General features: G+C 35.6%; 19 protein-coding genes. 3 read left to right on the top strand and 16 right to left on the bottom strand.

The window, feature by feature from the left end:
• Positions 1-11: 11 nt before the first annotated feature.
• Together BKP35_RS11300 and BKP35_RS11305 are read right to left on the bottom strand one after the other, a co-directional pair.
• On the bottom strand, positions 12-1664 hold the full coding sequence (locus BKP35_RS11300) for a diguanylate cyclase (protein WP_071313456.1): 1653 nt from the start codon (positions 1662-1664) through the stop codon (positions 12-14).
• 159 nt (positions 1665-1823) lie between these two features.
• Positions 1824-2399, bottom strand: coding sequence for a YpmS family protein (locus tag BKP35_RS11305; protein ID WP_071313457.1), 576 nt, complete (start codon positions 2397-2399; stop codon positions 1824-1826).
• 113 nt (positions 2400-2512) lie between these two features.
• Between BKP35_RS11305 and BKP35_RS11310 the strand changes: the two genes are divergently transcribed.
• Positions 2513-2692 (top strand): hypothetical protein, encoded by a 180-nt coding sequence (locus tag BKP35_RS11310; protein ID WP_071313458.1) that lies wholly within the window; start codon positions 2513-2515, stop codon positions 2690-2692.
• 69 nt (positions 2693-2761) lie between these two features.
• Here BKP35_RS11310 and BKP35_RS11315 read toward each other — a convergent pair whose 3' ends face one another.
• Together BKP35_RS11315 and BKP35_RS18960 are read right to left on the bottom strand one after the other, a co-directional pair.
• Positions 2762-2848, bottom strand: a complete 87-nt coding sequence (locus BKP35_RS11315; RefSeq protein WP_071313459.1) for a YjcZ family sporulation protein — start codon at positions 2846-2848, stop codon at positions 2762-2764.
• 82 nt (positions 2849-2930) lie between these two features.
• Positions 2931-3014 carry a YjcZ family sporulation protein gene (locus BKP35_RS18960; protein WP_084031604.1) on the bottom strand — a complete coding sequence of 28 codons (84 nt, stop codon included), beginning with the start codon at positions 3012-3014 and terminating at the stop codon, positions 2931-2933.
• 384 nt (positions 3015-3398) lie between these two features.
• On the opposite strand from BKP35_RS18960, the gene BKP35_RS11320 reads away from it, so the two are divergent.
• On the top strand, positions 3399-4274 hold the full coding sequence (locus BKP35_RS11320) for a peptidylprolyl isomerase (protein WP_071313460.1): 876 nt from the start codon (positions 3399-3401) through the stop codon (positions 4272-4274).
• 420 nt (positions 4275-4694) lie between these two features.
• Here the strand turns inward: BKP35_RS11320 and BKP35_RS19575 are convergent, their stop codons facing one another.
• Positions 4695-4865 (bottom strand): hypothetical protein, encoded by a 171-nt coding sequence (locus tag BKP35_RS19575; RefSeq protein WP_169819206.1) that lies wholly within the window; start codon positions 4863-4865, stop codon positions 4695-4697.
• A gap of 710 nt (positions 4866-5575) precedes the next feature.
• Here BKP35_RS19575 and BKP35_RS18965 point away from each other — a divergent pair.
• On the top strand, positions 5576-5689 hold the full coding sequence (locus tag BKP35_RS18965; protein ID WP_139192861.1) for a YjcZ family sporulation protein: 114 nt from the start codon (positions 5576-5578) through the stop codon (positions 5687-5689).
• 90 nt (positions 5690-5779) lie between these two features.
• Here BKP35_RS18965 and BKP35_RS11325 read toward each other — a convergent pair whose 3' ends face one another.
• The 11 genes from BKP35_RS11325 to BKP35_RS11375 all read right to left on the bottom strand — a co-directional run bounded on the left by BKP35_RS11325 (position 5780) and on the right by BKP35_RS11375 (position 18717).
• On the bottom strand, positions 5780-6058 hold the full coding sequence (locus BKP35_RS11325) for a sporulation YhaL family protein (protein WP_084031606.1): 279 nt from the start codon (positions 6056-6058) through the stop codon (positions 5780-5782).
• Between the two features lie 169 nt (positions 6059-6227).
• Positions 6228-7172, bottom strand: a complete 945-nt coding sequence (gene yhaM, locus BKP35_RS11330) for a 3'-5' exoribonuclease YhaM (protein ID WP_071313461.1) — start codon at positions 7170-7172, stop codon at positions 6228-6230.
• Positions 7173-7200: 28 nt separating this feature from the next.
• Entirely contained in the window at positions 7201-8544 is a 1344-nt protein-coding gene (locus BKP35_RS11335) for a sensor histidine kinase (protein ID WP_071313462.1), read from the bottom strand.
• The gene (locus BKP35_RS11340; RefSeq protein WP_071313463.1) at positions 8541-9224 is read right to left on the bottom strand and encodes a response regulator transcription factor; all 684 of its coding nucleotides are present in this window, start codon (positions 9222-9224) and stop codon (positions 8541-8543) included. Before BKP35_RS11340 ends, BKP35_RS11335 begins: the two co-directional genes overlap by 4 nt.
• Before the next feature lie 517 nt (positions 9225-9741).
• The gene (locus BKP35_RS11345) at positions 9742-10317 is read right to left on the bottom strand and encodes a GbsR/MarR family transcriptional regulator (protein ID WP_071313464.1); all 576 of its coding nucleotides are present in this window, start codon (positions 10315-10317) and stop codon (positions 9742-9744) included.
• Positions 10318-10418: 101 nt separating this feature from the next.
• Positions 10419-13421 (bottom strand): ATP-binding protein, encoded by a 3003-nt coding sequence (locus BKP35_RS11350; protein WP_071313465.1) that lies wholly within the window; start codon positions 13419-13421, stop codon positions 10419-10421.
• 1 nt (position 13422) lies between these two features.
• Positions 13423-14661: a metallophosphoesterase family protein gene (locus BKP35_RS11355; protein ID WP_071313466.1), complete on the bottom strand. Its 1239-nt coding sequence runs from the start codon at positions 14659-14661 to the stop codon at positions 13423-13425.
• A 524-nt stretch (positions 14662-15185) separates the two neighbouring features.
• On the bottom strand, positions 15186-15536 hold the full coding sequence (locus BKP35_RS11360; protein WP_071313467.1) for a hypothetical protein: 351 nt from the start codon (positions 15534-15536) through the stop codon (positions 15186-15188).
• A 369-nt stretch (positions 15537-15905) separates the two neighbouring features.
• Positions 15906-16751, bottom strand: coding sequence for a Cof-type HAD-IIB family hydrolase (locus BKP35_RS11365; protein WP_071313468.1), 846 nt, complete (start codon positions 16749-16751; stop codon positions 15906-15908).
• A gap of 356 nt (positions 16752-17107) precedes the next feature.
• Positions 17108-17458, bottom strand: a complete 351-nt coding sequence (locus BKP35_RS11370; protein ID WP_071313469.1) for a YlbF/YmcA family competence regulator — start codon at positions 17456-17458, stop codon at positions 17108-17110.
• A 122-nt stretch (positions 17459-17580) separates the two neighbouring features.
• The gene (locus BKP35_RS11375; protein WP_084031607.1) at positions 17581-18717 is read right to left on the bottom strand and encodes a DUF445 domain-containing protein; all 1137 of its coding nucleotides are present in this window, start codon (positions 18715-18717) and stop codon (positions 17581-17583) included.
• Positions 18718-18839: the final 122 nt, after the last annotated feature.

Below are 18839 nucleotides of genomic sequence, written 5' to 3' on the forward strand. Positions count from 1 at the left end.
ATTTTTTTTTACTAATGGCGAACTAAGGAACGGTTAATTCTTGCCTTTAATTCGACTAATGAAAAAGGTTTAGTAATATAATCGTCCGCCCCAGCTTCTAAGGCTCTTGCGATATTTTCCTCAGAATGATTTCCTGTAAGCATGATGACGGCCGTTTGTTTAAAACGAATATTTTTCCTAATTTCCTCTAAAGTTTCATAGCCATTCATTTCAGGCATTAATCCGTCAAGCAGTATTATATTTGGAATTTGTTCCTTCGCTATTTCAATCGCCTCTAAACCATTGGTAGCTTCAAATAAAGACCATTGTTCATCTTTCAAACCGTCTAATAAAATATTACGAGTAAAACGATCATCGTCGACAATTAAAATTTTATATTGTTCTTTTTTCAGCCTCATCATCGGGTCGTATATTAATACACGGTTTCTACCACTGTTTTTCGCTGCATAAAGTGCAATGTCAGCTAAGTTTAACACTTCAACAGGGTGATCTGTTCTCACGTCTTTATTTGAGACAATTCCACCACTAAACGTTTGCTTAATACTATCATCGCCAATGTCGATATTTTTCTCTTTAAATTCTTTTTGCAATGCATTTATTTTTTTCCAAGCGTGGATTGTTTTCGTTCGTGGTAGTAATAAAATAAACTCTTCTCCACCATATCTTGCAAATATATCTGTACTTCTTATTTTGCTATTAATAAATTGAGCAAACTCCACTAAAACTTTATCACCTATTTGGTGTCCATATTTATCATTTACATCTTTAAAATAGTCCAAATCAAGAATTGCTAACGCATGTGGATAATCTTTTTCTTTATCGTTACAATAATAATATTCTAGCTTTTCCATAATAAATTTTCTTGAGTACACACCTGTTAACTCATCTATATGTACTTGTTTTTTCATACGAGAAACATGATCAAGTAACCGCATCATTTTCACAAATAAATCATCAATAACTAAAGGCTTTAAAATTGAATCATTAATATTAAATTTTATTTTATCTATTAAATCTTTTTCATTTTCATGCCCAATTACAACTATTGGTACAAATAACGTATTTACCCTTTCGTGCAAATCCTTTAAAAATGCTTCAATGTTTATATCTATTAAATTTAAACCGAAAATAATGCAATCTGGTTGCGATTCTGTGATTAGTTTCAGTGCTTGTTTTCCTCTATTTGATTTTAAGACCTTAAAGCCTGCTTCTGTTAATAAACTAGCAGTTTTGTTTAAAAAAAGGATATCATTATCAACGAGGATAACAGTTCGCTCTACGCCAATGTTGTATTCCCTTACGGAGTAAAGTACATTTTCATCTCTAACTTTAGGAAGCCGTTGTTGAATTTGAGTAGGGTTTTGGATACTCATTAACATTTCTTCTAATAGTAGCAAAAAAGCGCGCTCCATATATTTTGGTAACACAACCTTTGAACCTTGCCTTTTAACCATTGTTTGTAATGTCTTAGTCATATGAACAAGTTCAATCACATTATATTTTATTGAAGAAGTTTCTAATTGATGAAGACGATTGATAATATCAGAAGGTAGTTCAGCATTATCTTTACTATGTAATACATCATTGATCAATTTTTCAATGATTATTTTGGGGCTTCTTTTAACATATAGATGTTTTTTTTCATTACCATCGTCTTGAAACATATTAGTTAACCTCCAAATATAAAAATCTTTGCATACATTCATCATACTTGTAATTGAACTAATTTTGTACTTTTATTTTAAAACAATTGTATATATATTTACAATTGTTAGTACTTTTTGATCATGATGATGTACCCTTGCCATTAAAATGGAAAAGTACTACTTTGAAACTAATTCAAATTCGATTTCGTTTTCCTTCAAATCAAATGCTGTGACTTTTATAAATAATTGTTTAAAGGTTTCAATATTAGTAATATACAAAAATATTTTCCCTTCGGTTGCATCTATTTTTATCCATTCTGGAAGGTCGAGTGTACGACTTATTAATTGAAACAAAGTATCACTCGGTATTTGAAGTTGTCCAATTCTAAATGCTTGTTCTGTTAAAAGTAAATTTCCATCACCATACAGTTGTGGCTCTAAATCTAGCTGAAAAGGGATATTACTACCTAAAAAAGGAACTTCCGCAGTAAGCGTCACATAGTCAGATAAGTATATATTTAAATGACTCCCTTCTTGTGATAATTGCTCATCTATAAAAAATTGTAAATTTTCCTTTGTTGTACTTACAACGAACCTACTCTCCCCACTCGGTTGAACAACATCATCTGCACTATGTTCCATCGATACAGGAAGGTAATACAAAACAAAAGTAATTAATGCAATGGCTATTAATGCCAAACTCGTTATTAAACTTATAAAAGCTATTTTCCATTTATTGTATTCCTTTTCCAAACATCTCACCTCACTAGAATTGTTTTACAGTTTTATTTTAATGCAAAAAGCTATCTTTTTTTCGTATAATTTGATAAAGTTATAGATGGTATCCTATTGAATGGAGGTAACTAATGTTAATCTTTTATTTTCCTTTTGCACTGTTTATTTTATTTATGATTAATTCTATGACAAATACTTTATGCCTTCAAAAAGAAATACCTGAAGAGAAGCAGCCACAAGTATTTCGTACGATAAATGTATTAATAACTATATTATTAACATCTTCCTATATGAAAATCCTCCTCACATAAAGTGAAGAGGATTTTTTTTAGGTATTTACTTATTTCGTCGAACCTAGCAAGGTGTTTTCACTTTTCTACTTACCAAGCCCAAGATGCACCGATAATCACTAATAAAATAAATAATACAACTAATAACGCGAAACCTCCAGTATAGGCATGAGCCATTTTAAACTTCCTCCTTTTGAAATAAGTTATTTGTTTATACTTGGCTTAAAGCCAAATTTATGATCGAGTATTATACTTTTAATTAAAGCCACGCTGCACCTACAATTACTAATAAAATAAACAGTACAACGATTAACGCAAATCCACCATGATATTTGTGTGACATGAAAAAACCCCCTTTCCAATGGACTACATTATCATATGCAAACTACCGTTGGAGCGAATGGGCAAACAACCTTAAACTGTTAATTTTATTCAGGTAACAGAACCTCAATAAATTAACCGTCACTAAGGTAAGGCATCATAAAAAACTTGGTTTCTCTCTTTTTATAATTGAAGTTCGAAAGCCTTAGTTTTTTTATACCGAGACAATTTCCAAATTTTGATAATGTAAAACAATTGAATTATGCCTTACTTAATATTGGTATATGTATCTAATCATTATTTTGTTTGGACGTTTGCCCTATTATTGAAATTTACTTTTTTTTCATTTTTATGCTATAGTTAGCATTGTGTCAATTTTGATGAAAAGTTAAGGAGAGTTGGAACTATGAAAAAGTTAATTACCGCATTTACCCTAACCGGTCTTTTAGTCTTGTCAGCCTGTAATGGTGACGGTGCTAATGTTGCCGATACTGATGAAAGAGTAATTGCAGAAGTGGAAGGGCAAGTTATTACAGAAGCAGAACTAATTAATGAACTTAAAGAAAGACACGGAGAAACAGTAGTTGCATTATTAGTTCAGGAAAAGCTTTTTAATGCACATGCCGAAAGACTTAATATTACTGAAGAAGATATAAATGAAGAACTTAATCAAATTAAAGAAGCTTATGACCTAACAGAAGAAGAAGATTTCCTTGGCTTTATAGCAATGCAAGGCTTTTCTGATGAAGAGGAATTCCGTGCATTAGTTAAACAACATTTAGTCATTCAAAAAATAGCTTCAGAAGACGCTGTAGTTACTGAAGAAGAAGTACGTGAAGAGTACGATGCAGGTAAAGAAGTAGAAGCAAGCCATATATTAGTTGAAGATCTACAAACTGCAGAAGAAATATTAGAAAAACTAAATGAAGGTGAAGATTTTGCTGAGTTAGCCACACAATATTCACAAGACCCTGGCTCAGGAGCGGAGGGTGGAAGCTTAGGTTATTTCGAGCGTGGACAAATGGTGCCAGAATTTGAACAAGCTGCTTTTAACCTTGAAGTTGGTGAAATCAGTGAACCAGTTCAATCTCAATTCGGATACCATATTATTAAAGTTACCGACAAAAAGCCTTATGAAGAGGATTTCGAAGAAGTAAAAGACGAGATAGAAGAAGTGCTAGCAAGAAGACAAGCTCGCCCTATTGAAGAAGTTCAACGAGAAATCCTCGAAGATGCCAATATTGAAATTAAAGACGAACAATTTCAACACCTTTTTAATTAAGTCTCTTCTTGAGTGAATTTCATAATTACCAAAAACTAGCCACATCACGCAATATATAGTTTGCGAAAGTTTTGACGCAACTATATATTGATCTTAGTGGTGAGAATAATGAATTATGAAATTCATTGTCTTAAAAGAATGTTAATTTCTATTTAAAGGGGCTGTCCCATAAGTGTTTGACACTAGGTAAAAATTACCGAATATAGACGTATAAACTTATTATCCGTCTATATTTGGAGCCTAACGGTGTCTGACACTTTTTCGGACAGCCCCTTTTCTCTTTTATGAACTTTTAAATGACGCAACTATTTCCAATGATTACTCTTCCTACATCAAATCCAGAGAAGAGTAATCCAAATGCTTGAATGATTACTCTTCTGAGTTCAAAACGTGAGAAGAGTAATCGAAACGCTCGAATGATTACTCTTCTGTGTTCAAAACCAGAGAAGAGTAATCAAAACGCCAGAATGATTTCTCTTCTCGAATCAAATCCAGAGAAGAGTAATCAAAACACCAGAATGATTTCTCTTCTGGAATCAAATCTAAAGATGAGTAATCAAAACACCAGAATGATTTCTCTTCTGGAATCAAATCCAGAGAAGAGTAATCCAGTATTAGAAAGGGCGCATTTCTACTGCACGGTCTCCCGTGCCCGAACAAAGTGTCACATCACACAAAAGGGAACGCGAGACCTTCTCCCGTGCCCGAACAAAGTGTCACATCACACAAAAGGGAACGCGAGACCTTCTCCCGTGCCCGAACGAAGCGTCGCATCACACAAAAGGGAACGCGAGACCTTCTCCCGTGCCCGAACAAAGCGTCACATCACACAAAAGGTAACGCGAGACCTTCTCCCGTGCCCGAACAAAGTGTCACATCATACAAAAGGTAACGCATGACCTTCTCCCGTGCCCGAACGAAGCGTCACACTCACCAAAAGGTAAAGCAAGATCTTCTCGTATGCCCGAACGAAGCGTCGCACCACCTAAAAGGTAACGCAAGATCTTCTCGCGCGCCCGACCCTATAAGGAACCCAACTACAGCATACTCTCCCCATAATGCACACTATCGAGCGAGTGCGAATTACTGCGCATAATCCCCATACTCCGAAGCAACGTGATACTGCACACTCCCCATACACCCTTAAATTTTCCCGAAGTTTTTTGAGCTATAATCATGTTAACTAAGTCTTTTTCACCCACCTAAAAAATTCCACCTTTGCCCAGTACGAAATCAAGTGCATCTACATAGTGTGATAAAGAGGAATATCCCTCATAAAAATATTTGAAAGGATGATAAACATGACAGGTTGTATCCCTCCAACTCCAGCTCCAGGTGCAGGTGCAGGCTTTACTCTAATTGTAGTGTTATTTATTTTATTAGTAATTGTAGGTTCTGCTTACGTTACTTGGTAATTAAGTACCAAAACGATTGGCGAGTTTGCTCTCGTCTAATAAAACAAAAAGAGAAAACGGATCCCCGTTTTCTCTTTTTGTTTACATTTTTTATTCATTTACAATCCCTTTATTTTGACGTCTTTTGCGGATCGGTTCCATAAAGACTTCACCTTCTTGTTCAATCCAACGGTCCTCGATTTGTTTGTCTTCTTTCGTGTATTTATATGATAAATAACCACTAACAATAATTCCACCTACCACAATATATACCCACCAAGGACTTGCAGCAACTATTGCTCCAATCGGAGTTGCTAAATATAAAACTCTAAAAATGAAAAGTACAAACAGTCCCACAATCAATGCCCCGACAATTTTTACTGAATTCATCCAATTCACCTCTATTAATAGATTGATACTAGTAGTCTATTCTACTCTATTAATAGATATACCATTTTAATTTAAAATTCATAATTCACAATTTAAAATTAGTGTGGGCATTGCTCCGAAGCTCAGCTAAACAATTTTAAATTTTACATTGTAAATTGTAAATTTAAAATCACTCATGAAAGCTAGGTTTATAGAAACTACGGTTATCCATAGCGAAGATTTTCTCGCTAAATTCTCCGGGTTTTACTCTTTCTAGGGCACGATCTAACATATTCATCTTTGCGTCTATATTGTCGATCATATGCAATATTTCAGCTTCGCGGATTAGAGGTGCTTTAGGGCTGCCCCATTCTCCCTTAGAGTGGTGGCTCAATACTAAGTGTTGTAAAAGCATTACTTCTTCACTATCAATTCCTAATTCTTTTGCTACTAAGCCGATTTCATTGACCATAATGGATATGTGTCCGATTAGCTTTCCTTCAACTGTATACGTTGTTGCCACAGGTCCAGATAACTCGATCACCTTACCTAAATCGTGCAAAATCACACCTGAGTATAGGAGGTCTGTATCTAACGACGGATAAAGTTGAGCGAGTGCCTTTGCTATATCTAGCATAGAAACGACGTGGTATGCTAAACCAGATACGAATTCATGATGATTTTTCGTTGCAGCTGGTATTTCAATAAAAGCTTCACGATGCTTTTTTAATAAGTGACGCGTAATTCGTTGAATGTTGGCATTCTTCATTTCAAAAATATACTGTGTAATTTTAGCTAGCATTTCTTCTGGATCTTGAGGAGCACACTGGAGAAAATCTGCAAGCTTCACGTGGTCCATAGCAGTTGTTGGACGAATACCTCTAATTTTAAGTTGCTGTTTTCCACGATAATCATGGATATCGCCAGTTATGTGAACAATCACACTCCCAACAAACGTCGTCACATCTTCTGGATTGCAATCCCATAGCTTCGCTTCAATGTCTCCAGTATTGTCGCCTAATTGTAACGTTAAAAATGGCTTACCATTACTCGCTAGCCCTTTATTAGCAGATTTAATGAGTAAATAACCATCTATTTTTTCACCGGTATTATAATGAACAATCCCTTTTCGCATTGTTGCACCTCCGCATCTTTACAAAAGTCTATAATGGTAGAAAGATTTTAAAGCTTACACCATCTTCATCATTTTTTACCGTTGGATAGCCACCATGAAGTTCAGCAATTCTTTTTACAATTGCTAGACCGAGGCCAAACTGCCCTTTATTTCCTTTTCGAAAAGGAGTAAAAATATGACTTAATTCTTTACTTGGAATACGCTCTCCATCATTTTTTACCGTTAATACGACTGCCTCATCATTTTCCACTTCGGCTTTTATCCAAATCGTTGTCTCTGCATAACGGAGCGCATTTTCAACTAAATTCTCAAGTAAGATTTGAACTTGTTCTCGGTCACCAGTAAATTCCACTTGAGCTCCTTCTACTATAAAACTCAGGTCATTTCTTTGTATTCGATAGCGTTCTTCTAATTGATAGGCGATCGAACCAAAAACAATGTCATCACGATGAATAATTTCATCTTTAATAGAATCGAGCTTTGTAAAATAAAGCATATCCTTCACTCTTTTTTCCATTCGATTTGATTCTTCGATAATGACATCCATCGCCTGTTCAAGATTTTCTTGTGGAAAAACACCATCTTTCACAGATTTCGCATAACTTTTCACAACCATAATCGGTGTCTTCAATTCATGTGACGCATGTTGAATAAATGTTTTTTGGGCTTTATCATAATTAATTAAGTTTTGGCGCATTTGTTCAAATTGAAACGACAGCTTTTGAAAATCTTGATCACCTTTCCACTCAAAAGGCTCTTGCCAATTGCGGTTAGAGATTTGTTCAAAGTGATTGCCTAATATAGATAATGGCTGTCGCAAATAATTTTTCAACCAAAATGCTGGAAAAAGACTGACAAAACTAGCTAATATTAAAATATAAAGAAGTCTTTCCCATAGTTGGTTCACCATCTGGTCGCGATATGAATCCCACATAAATGCTATATGATGAGCATCGCCAACCATCGAATCAACCTTTGAAATGACATAAAATAAGGTCGAACCGCCATAAGTTAACTCATACCTACCTCGGTCCGTCAATTGTTGAGCAGCTCGATCTCTCATTTCGTTTACTACATCACTTGGAACGTGATCACCTTGAAGCATCCCGTATTGAGCGACAAAAAATATATGTCCTACAGAACGTTCAGCTTGCCTGCGCTCAATAAAGTCAATCTCAGTGTCTCGCGGGTCAAAAGGAGCTTGATTCGGTCCAGTAAAACGATCTTGCTCCTTTTCAATAATGCGATACGTTTCTTCTGTTAATGTTGTTTTTAAAGAAATTGGATAGATCACAACGATCAAAAGACCAACTAATAAAATCAATAAAATAAAAGATAACCAAATTCTTTGTGTTAAATTTACTTGCTTCATGAAGATAAAACCCTATATCCAAAACCGTAAAGTGTTTCAACATGAAGACGCGGTAACTTTTTCCTAATTCTACGCACGACATCATCTACCGCACGCTCAGATCCGTAATAATCGGAACCCCAGACGTAATCAATAATTTCTTCACGGGAAAAGGCTTTTCCAATGTTAGACGTCAGCAAAATAATTAAATCTAACTCTTTCGTCGTCATCTCTAATAATTGACTGCCATCATAAATATTTCTCGTATTCGCGTCAATGGAGTAGCCGTTCACTTCTACTCGTTTCTCTTCTTGTTGTTGTGGGGAAGAAGAGTTGTAAGCTCTTGATAAAATTCTTTTCACACGTATAATTAATTCTTCTGGTAGAAATGGTTTTGCTAAATAATCATCACTACCTAATTCTAGACCTAACACGCGATCTAAATCTTTATCTCGAGCGGAGATAAAAATAACTGGTGTATCTTGTTTCGTTTTAATCGCTTTTAATAATTGATAACCATCCATATTAGGTAACATAATGTCTAATACCCATAAATGTGGCTTTGATTCATCAATTGCATCATAAGCTTCTTGTCCATCCGGAAAGTGCTGCACTTCCCATCCTTCTCTAGTCATATATGCTTTTATTATTTCAGCTAAGTTTTTTTCATCCTCCACTAAATTAACAGTATATTTTTCCATTTTATCTCTTACATTATGATCATAATGTAAGAGCTTACCTCTATTTTATCGAACTTAAAGAAAACTTGGCAAGCTTGGGCTCCTAATTTAAGGGTGAACATGCTATAAGAAAAGCGCAAGGCGCCCGCCTATCGGCGAAAACCGGTGGAAGACCTTCCCGTAGCGGTCAGGTATTAGACCGCAAGGGAAAGTCTGAAGCGGTCGAGCCGATGGCGCCTGGAGCTAGACACCTTTCCAAGTTCAATTATTATATACTTTCTTATCTTTTAAGAAAAGCGCAAGAGCCTTAGTCAGCTTCGAGAAGCGTTGGAGGGCCCGCAACGTTTTGCCTCCACTGAAAGGCCTTGGACAGATGCCGCTTTTTGGCTTCCGAATCGTGCTCTTGCGGTTACTCGTCGCAAAGCTACAAAGAAGTAACCCAAGGTAGTTGCCTGACTGAAGTGACCGAGCTCGTAGGCGCTGCATTCACTTATAAATTCTGATTATAAAAAAAATCCTACCTTTTAATCAGTAGGATTTATGATTTCGGCTTTGTTTTCGGGACCAAATCAAAAATTTTCCCAGTTTCAACAACTTGTACGAAACGAAGTAGCCACTCATAATAGTCCTTTGCATAATCAAGTCTTTGGAAGTCTTCAGTAATTCGTTCTTTTAATTGCGTATCATCTGTTTGTTCATACAATTTCTCAAGTTCTTCTTTTGCCTCTTCCATTTCCTCAATGTTTGTCTCAGTCGCCTTTTTCCAAGTACGCGAAAATAATGCTGAAAATGATTTATACCAATCTTCTTCTGTACGATACAAATCCTTTCGAATCCCTCTCCTAAATACCGGTTCAACCATTTTCATATCTTGCAGGGATCTAACACCAGTGCTCATACTCGTTTTACTCATACCAAGGGCTTCCCTCATATCGTCTAAAGTCATCGGATCTTCCGAAAAGTAAAGAGCACCGTATAACCTTCCAATAGAAGGAGTAATCCCATATAAATTCATATTTTTGGCGATACTTTGTATAAACTGTTCTTTTGTTTCTTCATATTTTGCCCATTCTTTTTCATCTTTTTTAGAAGAATCTTGCTTATCATTTAACAACCGGAAAACCTCCACTTTAGCAATACTGTAATAGTTCAGTAAAAACTGTTCAAACTGATTTTATCAGTTCTGCGCTCACATGAAAAGCTTTTATAAACATATTATGTTGACATTTGATGATATTTAGATGTAATTTCTGAAGCGATGAAAGGATGACAAGTAAAAAAGATCACTTGATGCTTTTCGGCGACCTCCCGCAGCAACCTTATTGCTTGTGTGCGTCGCTTTTTATCGAAATTGACAAAAATATCATCAATAAAAACCGGAAATGCTGTGTCCTTTGAATGAACAGTTGCTAGTGCCCAACGAAGCGCTAAATAAAGTTGCTCACGTGTTCCTTGACTTAATTCATTAGGTTCAAACCTCAAACCATCTTCACGTTCGACGAAAAGTCTTTGTTCACCAACCGGTGCAAAAAGTTGATGATACCTGTTATTCGTCATAAACGAAAACATTTTTGTTGCCTCTTGAATGACGAGAGGTTGCCTCTCTTTCTCATACACCGCTTTAGACTTTTCAATTAAAAGTTGAACCGTACGATGAAGAGCCCATTTTCTTACCTCTTCTTTTAGAATACCCTTTTCATTTTCAAAATTATGTAACGCATCGGAATAACTACTACCATCTTCGATTTCTCTTATTTTTAACTTGAGCTCTGCTAATTGTTCGTGCAATTGCTTCTCTTCCTGCCAATACGAACTAACTTCCTTTTCTAATAGCTCAATCGCCTCTTCTAAATTGTCGCTGTTTTTCAACACATCGTTTTCTAATTTAATCAACTCATCATCATTACGAACTAACGGAGCAATTTGACTTTTTAATACCCGAAGACGTTCGTTTATTTGCACACTTTCTTTCCACGCCTTCCCTTTTTGTCGAAAGCTTTCCTCTGAGTTTAATTGAGCGATATTAAATAGTTTTTCAATTTCAGTATTATATTGCTGGCGTTTTATTTGCAATGTTTTCCGTTTTTCTATTAATTCATTTTGTTGATGAACGAGCCTTTCGTAATTTCTTTCAACTTCTTTTTCATTCTTTAATAACTGTGTTAACTTTTCAATCATTTTTTGATAACTTTTAGCATCAAACTGTAACGATAACTGATTGCATAGTGTACTTACTTTCGTTTCAAACTCTTCCATTTCACTCTGAAGAGTCTCTCGCTTATTTTTTAAATAGGCAAGTTTACGATTTTTATCCTTTAACTGTTCCACTAACTCAAACATTTTTTTGTAATTAGCTGCCGTTAAACGTAACGGAAAACAACTACTCGTTGCCCAGTCTAACAATTTTTCCCGAATTTCTCCTTGGCCAATCTCCAATTGATCTAATTGTTTACAAACAGATTCATAATTTTGTTTCGCTTCCTTCAAATTAAGTTTCTTAAAAAACAGTTCATCACGTAATTGATCATCCTTTTTTAAAATTTCTACCTTTTGCTCATTTTGTTGAGAATCAATTTCCTCGAGCTCTTCAAATATCATTTGTCTTTCGTCGACTTTCTTCTCTTTTTGAAAATTTAAATCATCAAAAAAATTGTTATAAGGATTTTTCGATTGACGTTTTAAACCGAGAAATATAAAAACGGCAATTACAAAGGACACTAATGCGATGTAGGCATGTTCACTAAAGAAAAGGAAAGCTGCACCCACCAACAAAAAAAACAAACTACTGGCCATGAATATAAAAGGCTGAGAACTTTTTTTAGAAGGTGTTAGTAAACTCAATTGACGATCAATCTGAGCTAACGCTTCATCTGTTAGTTGCAAACGCTGTTTGAGCTCTGCTTCTTTATTCTGATTTGATACTTGGAATTCTAAATCATGCCTGGCCTCATCAGTTAATAGCTGTGAATTAATTTCTTGAACTTGTAACTCTTTTTCTTCAAGTACAACTTTCGCTTGGTGAAATTGGGACTCGAGTATTTGCTCTTGCTGTTTAATTGCTGCTTCTTCCTCTATTAGCTTATTTAACTGTTGCTCAATTAAATAACTCGTTTCACAGCTCGTCTCATCGTAACCTTCGAGACCAACTTTTTCCTTCAACAGCTCGTATTCTTGTTCTTCATATTGAATTTGCTGCTGTAATAAAGCATTTTCTTCCCGTTTACTTTCATAGACTTTTCCTGTTTCTCTTATATCAGCGACGTCCTCTTCAAGTTGAGCAACATTTTCATAAACATTAAGATTTTCTATATCATTTGATACTTGTGTAAGCTTTTCCTCAAGGTCGTTCATTTCCGCCTCAACTAAAACGAGACTTTCTTGATGCTTTTCAAACCGTTCTATACCGTCTTCAGGAAAAGGTTCATAAGCAGGTATTTGACGTAGTCGATCTTCATACATTGCTTTTTCAAGCACAACCGCTGATATAGATTGTAGCTTTTCGTAGTAACGTAGCGTTTGATTTGATCGTTTTTTTTCCTCACTTAACTTTTCGATCTTTTCGCTTAAAACCTCTCTCTGCCTCACTAATTGTTCGTGTTCATTAAGCTTGTTTCTCCACATAATGAGCTTTTCTTCTAGGTCAGCGACTTTTTTTAAGCGATGATTGATCACAGGCTTTCTCCCCGTCGGCTTATATAATGACTGCACGGTCTTTTCTGTCTTTTTCTCAATTTCTAAAAGACTATTTCTCCCAGAAATCCCGACACCGTACATAAATTGGTTTATTTCCTCTGAATTTAATTGTTCCATCGTTTGTAAGTCTGTCGCCCCAAACGAATAAATTCCGGTAAATATCGTTCGATCTATTTCCCCTAAAACAAGTTTAAGTTCAGCTTCATTGCCGATCGTACCGTCAGGAAAATAAATTTTCACATCACCAGTAGCTTTTCCACTGACTCGTTCAATCGTCACTTCACCAAAATAACTTGTCATCATTGAGATACTACCACCGTAGCGACCTCCGAGTCTCGGTTCATAACGTAATTCACTTTGCTGTCTAGTTGGAAAACCAAATAATATGCAACGAATAAATGCCATAATCGTTGACTTCCCGGCTTCATTCTCCCCTAAAAAAATGTGAATACGCTCATCGGACAATGAGATTTGATAATCTTGAAAGCGACCAAAACCGTATATATGTAGTTTCGTTAGTTTCATCTTAACCGTCCCTTTCTTTTAATAACGTTGCCAAAACATAATGCTCTGCTTCTTTTAATAATTGTTTTTGCTCTTCATCGTCAAAAGGCTCGAGGTAGCTTCGGAGCTTCGAGTTAGCATATGCTTCATTAAGAATGTCATTTAACGGAGTTCGCTCTTCTGTCAAGCGATCAACAACCGTCACGATATCACTTAGCAAATGCTGTTCGTCTTTTAACTTCTCACGGTCCCATTCGCCGATCGTTTCTATTTTTTTATCGATAATAAAAGTGAAATTAACTTTATCTTCTTGTCCCATATTTAAAACGTCAATAAGCTCGTCCACTTGTTCAACTAAGTAATTATGTAACGAACCACTACCGATAAAACGTAAAATCAGTAACATTCCTAAATCATATTTTTGAATCGTATCCAAAATTTCCTCACAACAGCTTTTAAGTTCATCTACTTCCGTGAGCCCTTCAATTGAAACAGTAACTTCCTCCCAGTTAATTTCGGACGTAGGTAAAAACGTAACCGCTGAGCTTTTCGTATCATCTAGCTCAACTAAAAACACACCTTTTTCGCCTAGTTCTTTTTTATGTCGTCCTTGAATATTCCCTGCATAACAGATGTACGGGTCTTTATGTAAGACTTGCCTTTTATGAATATGACCTAATGCCCAATAATCGAAATCTTTTTCTTTTAACTGTTTCACCGCGAAAGGGGCATATAAATCATGCTCTTCTTGACCTTCCGCAGTTCCATGAAGGATGCCGATATGAAAATTTGCGTTACCCGTCTTTTCATATTTTAAAGCGATATTTTCTTTGACACTTTTTTCTGGATAACTATAACCATATATGTGAACGTTCAAATCTTCTTTTTTATACTCGTAAAACTCAACACTGTCTTTGTAGAAAAATACATTATTAGGCCAAGAAAGTTCGATCCAATTACCTTTTAAGTGATCGTGATTGCCGTGTACAATATAACAAGCAATTTTATGCTCGCTCAACTGTTCCATTGCATTTTTCAATCTAGATTGTGCTTTTAAACTACGATTCTCACCGTCAAAAAGATCACCTGCTAAAATAACAAAATCAACCTCATTGTTAATCGCATGCCAAACAAGCTTTTCAAGCGCCTTGAATGTACTGTCACTTATTCGATTATACAGTTGCTCTGGTAAATGCTTTAATCCACGAAATGGACTATCTAAATGTAAGTCAGCCCCATGGATGAAGCGAATTTTTTTCATCTTTCTCCCTCACCTTACATGGTAGTTGGTATTTTTTTGTTAGTTTTTGAGTTTCTTTATGACTACCTATCAATTTGTACTGTTTAATGAATTTCATAATTCATTATTCTCTCCACTAAGATCAATATATAGTTGCGCCAAAACCATTCGCAAACTATATATTGCGTGATGTGGCTCGTTTTTGGTAATTATGAAATTCACTCTGTTATTATAACATTTTAGACAAAACATTTGTTCTGTATAATTAAATTTTGAGTTTTGAGTGTTGAGTTTTGGGGTTTGCGGTTTGGGGTTGAATTTTTGTTTTCAATTTTCAATTTTAAATTTTTAATTCTACAAAACCAAAAGATCACCCAATAATAAATTATACGGTGATCTTCATATCAGTGGCTAACTTTTCTTTTTTAACTAGTGAATTTCATAATTCAATATTTTCACCATTAAGACTATATGTAGTTGCGTCAAACCGCTCACAACTACATATAGATTGATATGGCTAAATTTAGGTAATTATGAAATTCACTCTAATAATACGGTAATAATGTAAGTGCGGTAAGTGCTGCTAAAGGTAATACTAAGCGACGGAAGCGGCGACGTGGTCTAGGATAATAAGGGTATCCATACCCAGGAAAACCATAACCCGGAAAACCGTAACCTGGATATCCAAAACCCGCACCATAGCCGATTCCACCTAATAATCGCTCATCATTCTCTTCTTCTCGCTCCATTTCACCACCGGTAGGTACAGCTAAATACAAATTTTGATGATCAACATTTTCTACAATTCCGTCAAAAGTTTGCTGATCTGTTGTTTGGACTAGTACGTAACGGTGCATATGACTTTTACATAAATCGTACATATTTTTGTGATGCATACCCATCTCCCCTTTCACCCTTCATGCTATGCAAGTAATAGGCGAATGGTTACTTAAAAACAAGAAAAGCGCAAGCGCCTTGGTCAGCCCTGAAAAGCGGTGGAGAGCCAGCGACGATTTATCTCCTCTTGATTTATCATCTTCGATTAGATAAATATCGATGGATCGAAGCGCTCGAAGGGCTACCAAGCTGCTCCTGCGCCACTACGTTTGCTCGTCGCAAGGCAGCAAAGAAGTTTATTCAAGAAGTTGCCTCGCTGAAGCTAGACACCTTTCGTGTTAGGATGTTATCAACAAATGATTTGTATTTATAATTTCCTGACGATTAAAAAACGCCGAGTTGCATACTACAAACCCGGCGTTTAAATATTATTTATATTGCATGTTCAATTGTTTTCGGAATACTTCTCTTACCATATAGGAAACTCCACCATGGTCATTAGAACGTGTTACCCAATCAGCTTGCTCACGTATTGATCGCGGTGCATTGCCCATAGCAACCCCTAACCCTACTTCGGTTATCATTTCAAGGTCATTTTCACTTGCACCGATCGCAACCATTTCATTTAAACCTATTCCTAACTTTTCTCCTAAAACGTGAAGTCCCTTTGCTTTCGAAATACCTTCAGAAACGATTTCTAGACCACTTTCTGATGAGGATGTCATATGAATACCTGGTATTTCTTGATCTAGTTCTTCTATTGCTTTTTTACGATCGTTCTCATTGAAGAAATGTGCATGAATTTTAGGTGGCATAACTGGTTCATTTAATAAATAATTACTAACTGAATCAACAAATGTTACAGGATAAAATAATGGGTCACCGATACCGATCGTCATTTTCGCAATTAAATAATTTTTTTGTCTAATCTTATTCCCTATCGCATATTTTTCATGCATCACTCGAATATGGCAGTTATGCTTTTCTAGTACTTCTACAATGTGATATGCTTTTTCGTTGTTCAATCGCTTTTCAAAAGTTGGAGTTTCTAAGGAAGAAGAAATAAATGCGCCATCATGAGTAATTAAATCTGTATTAAGGTTTAATGCTTGTGCTACTTTTTGAGCAGAAGGAAATGCCCTCCCTGTAGCTAAAGTAACGTAAACTCCCTTTCTTTTTGCATACTCTATTGCGTCTTTCGTATCCTTTGCTAAGCGATGGTTCGATTTTAATACCGTTCCATCGATGTCTAATGCTAATAAACGATATGCCACTGTGATCCCCCTCTTCTAAAATACTAGTCATTTGTATAAGCCTATGATAGATTAAACAGCATTAGAACAGCAGTTAGAAGAAAACACCAAAACGATTAATCGCACCATTTAATTATGTAAAATGCTGTTTCGATTACTATTCTCATACATTCAAAGTGCCATTTCGTCTAACTTTAGAGGCTTGCTCACTAGTGTCAACAGCCTTTTTCATACAAAAACGCTCATGACGTTCGCTACCTTCACCTTCTAACATGTAAAAGTCGAAGGGTTTCCTAACCAACGAACCAACTATCCAACTAACCACTAGCCAACTAAAAAAAGCCAGACAAATGTCTGACTCTTTTTGAATCTTACTTTTATTCTTGGCCCATGCCGTATAGTTCTTCTAGTGGCTCAGCAATAATTTTGTTAATGTCACCAATTAATTGGCTCATACGTTGCTCAGCTTCCATAAGCTTTGAAATAAGCTCATGTTGTTGAACTAATTCAAAAACACTTTGTGCTTTTTGAATTTCTTCTTCTGAAAGCTCCATACCTTGCATTTGCTTTTGTTGAAGCTCCATTTGGATTCCACGGAAATTGTCAAGCATTTGCTTTGCTTGCTCGTCCTCGTTCACCTTATTATGAAGTTCTGCTAATTGTTTGAACTCATCACTCTCTTTTAATACTCGACCTAGCTCATTTGCTTTATCATAAGCATTTGACATTGAATAAAAACCTCCCAAGATTTTGCCTATCACTCTTTATTTTGTTATAGTAATTGGCTTTTTTAATTACTCCTTCACGACTATAACATTTTTATGTGCTGAAATAAAACCCATAACAGAAATTATTGAAGAAAAATTAATATTATTCCTTGAAAAAGACCGATAAGCCCTCCTAAAATTGCTCCTAAATACGTGATGAGCTTAAACTCTTTTCTAGAAATTGATAATACCATATCCTCCAACCTCTTTACAGAAAACTGCTCTACCTGATGTTTAACCACTTCTTCTAATTTTAACTTTTTTAATAGATAAACTAATTCGTCTGATATCGTTTGACCAACCTTTTTCACAAACCTCGGTGTTAAATCGTTCAGTAAATGCTGTTCGTATTGCTGAGTCCATCTATGAAATGGCTCGTCAAAATAATGGACTGGAACATTCTCCATTACTTCCTGCTTCAAAAAATAAACCATTTGCTGCAAATCAACATACTCTTCAACGTCTTCAACTTTTGACTGTTTAAGCTTTTCCCACTCTTTTTTCATAAAAACTTCAATTAGCTCATGGGTTCCTTCATCATTGAGCATCTTTATTATTTCTGGTTGGATTTTATCTACGAGTCGCTCATTTCCTAAAAACATCGAAACCATATTGCCTACGGTTCCTCTCCCAGATAAAAAACGATCGACCATGTTACTTAAACGTTCAATACCTTCTTCCGTTTCGAAATAATGTTTTCCTTTTTCAATAAAAACAGCTGTCACTTGTGGGATTGATTGTTCTACTTTCTTGTTTAAATTTTCTGGAATAACATCTTTTACTCGTTTTGGTCTTAGCTCTGTCAACAGTTCTACACTCTTTATCTCAAGCCACTCATCTATTTTAGATTCAAGCTGCTTTTTGCCATCAGTAATTCCAAACCATTTTTCACTGACCGAGGTGATTGTTTCATCACTTCTTAATACTTTTTTTACTTCTTTCTTTAACCACTCAGTCATTTCGGTCATAAATAACGAACTCTCTAGCTTCTTTTTTAACCCTTCAGCAGTCAACAGATGGGTCGTTACTAGTTTTCCTAGTTGCTCTGCTAATTCAACTCTTCGTTTCGGAATTAATCCAGGCGTAAATGGAACACGCCACCTTTTAACATATATTGCTTTATATGGTCTAAATAACATTTTAATCGCAATTGAGTTGGTGATACCACCGATTAAGGCACCAACCAAAACCATCATCGCGATCAGAAACAATGTTGTCACTTTTGTTCACTCCTCTTTTTCTTTGCTTGTCATTATTAATACTTTTCACACATATTCGGAAAGGAACATAAGATACGATATCAACAAATGCCTATGGCAGCTGATTTCGCACTTCGCTGTAT

Source organism: Anaerobacillus arseniciselenatis, assembly GCF_001865995.1.
GTDB classification, from domain to species: domain Bacteria; phylum Bacillota; class Bacilli; order Bacillales; family Anaerobacillaceae; genus Anaerobacillus; species Anaerobacillus arseniciselenatis.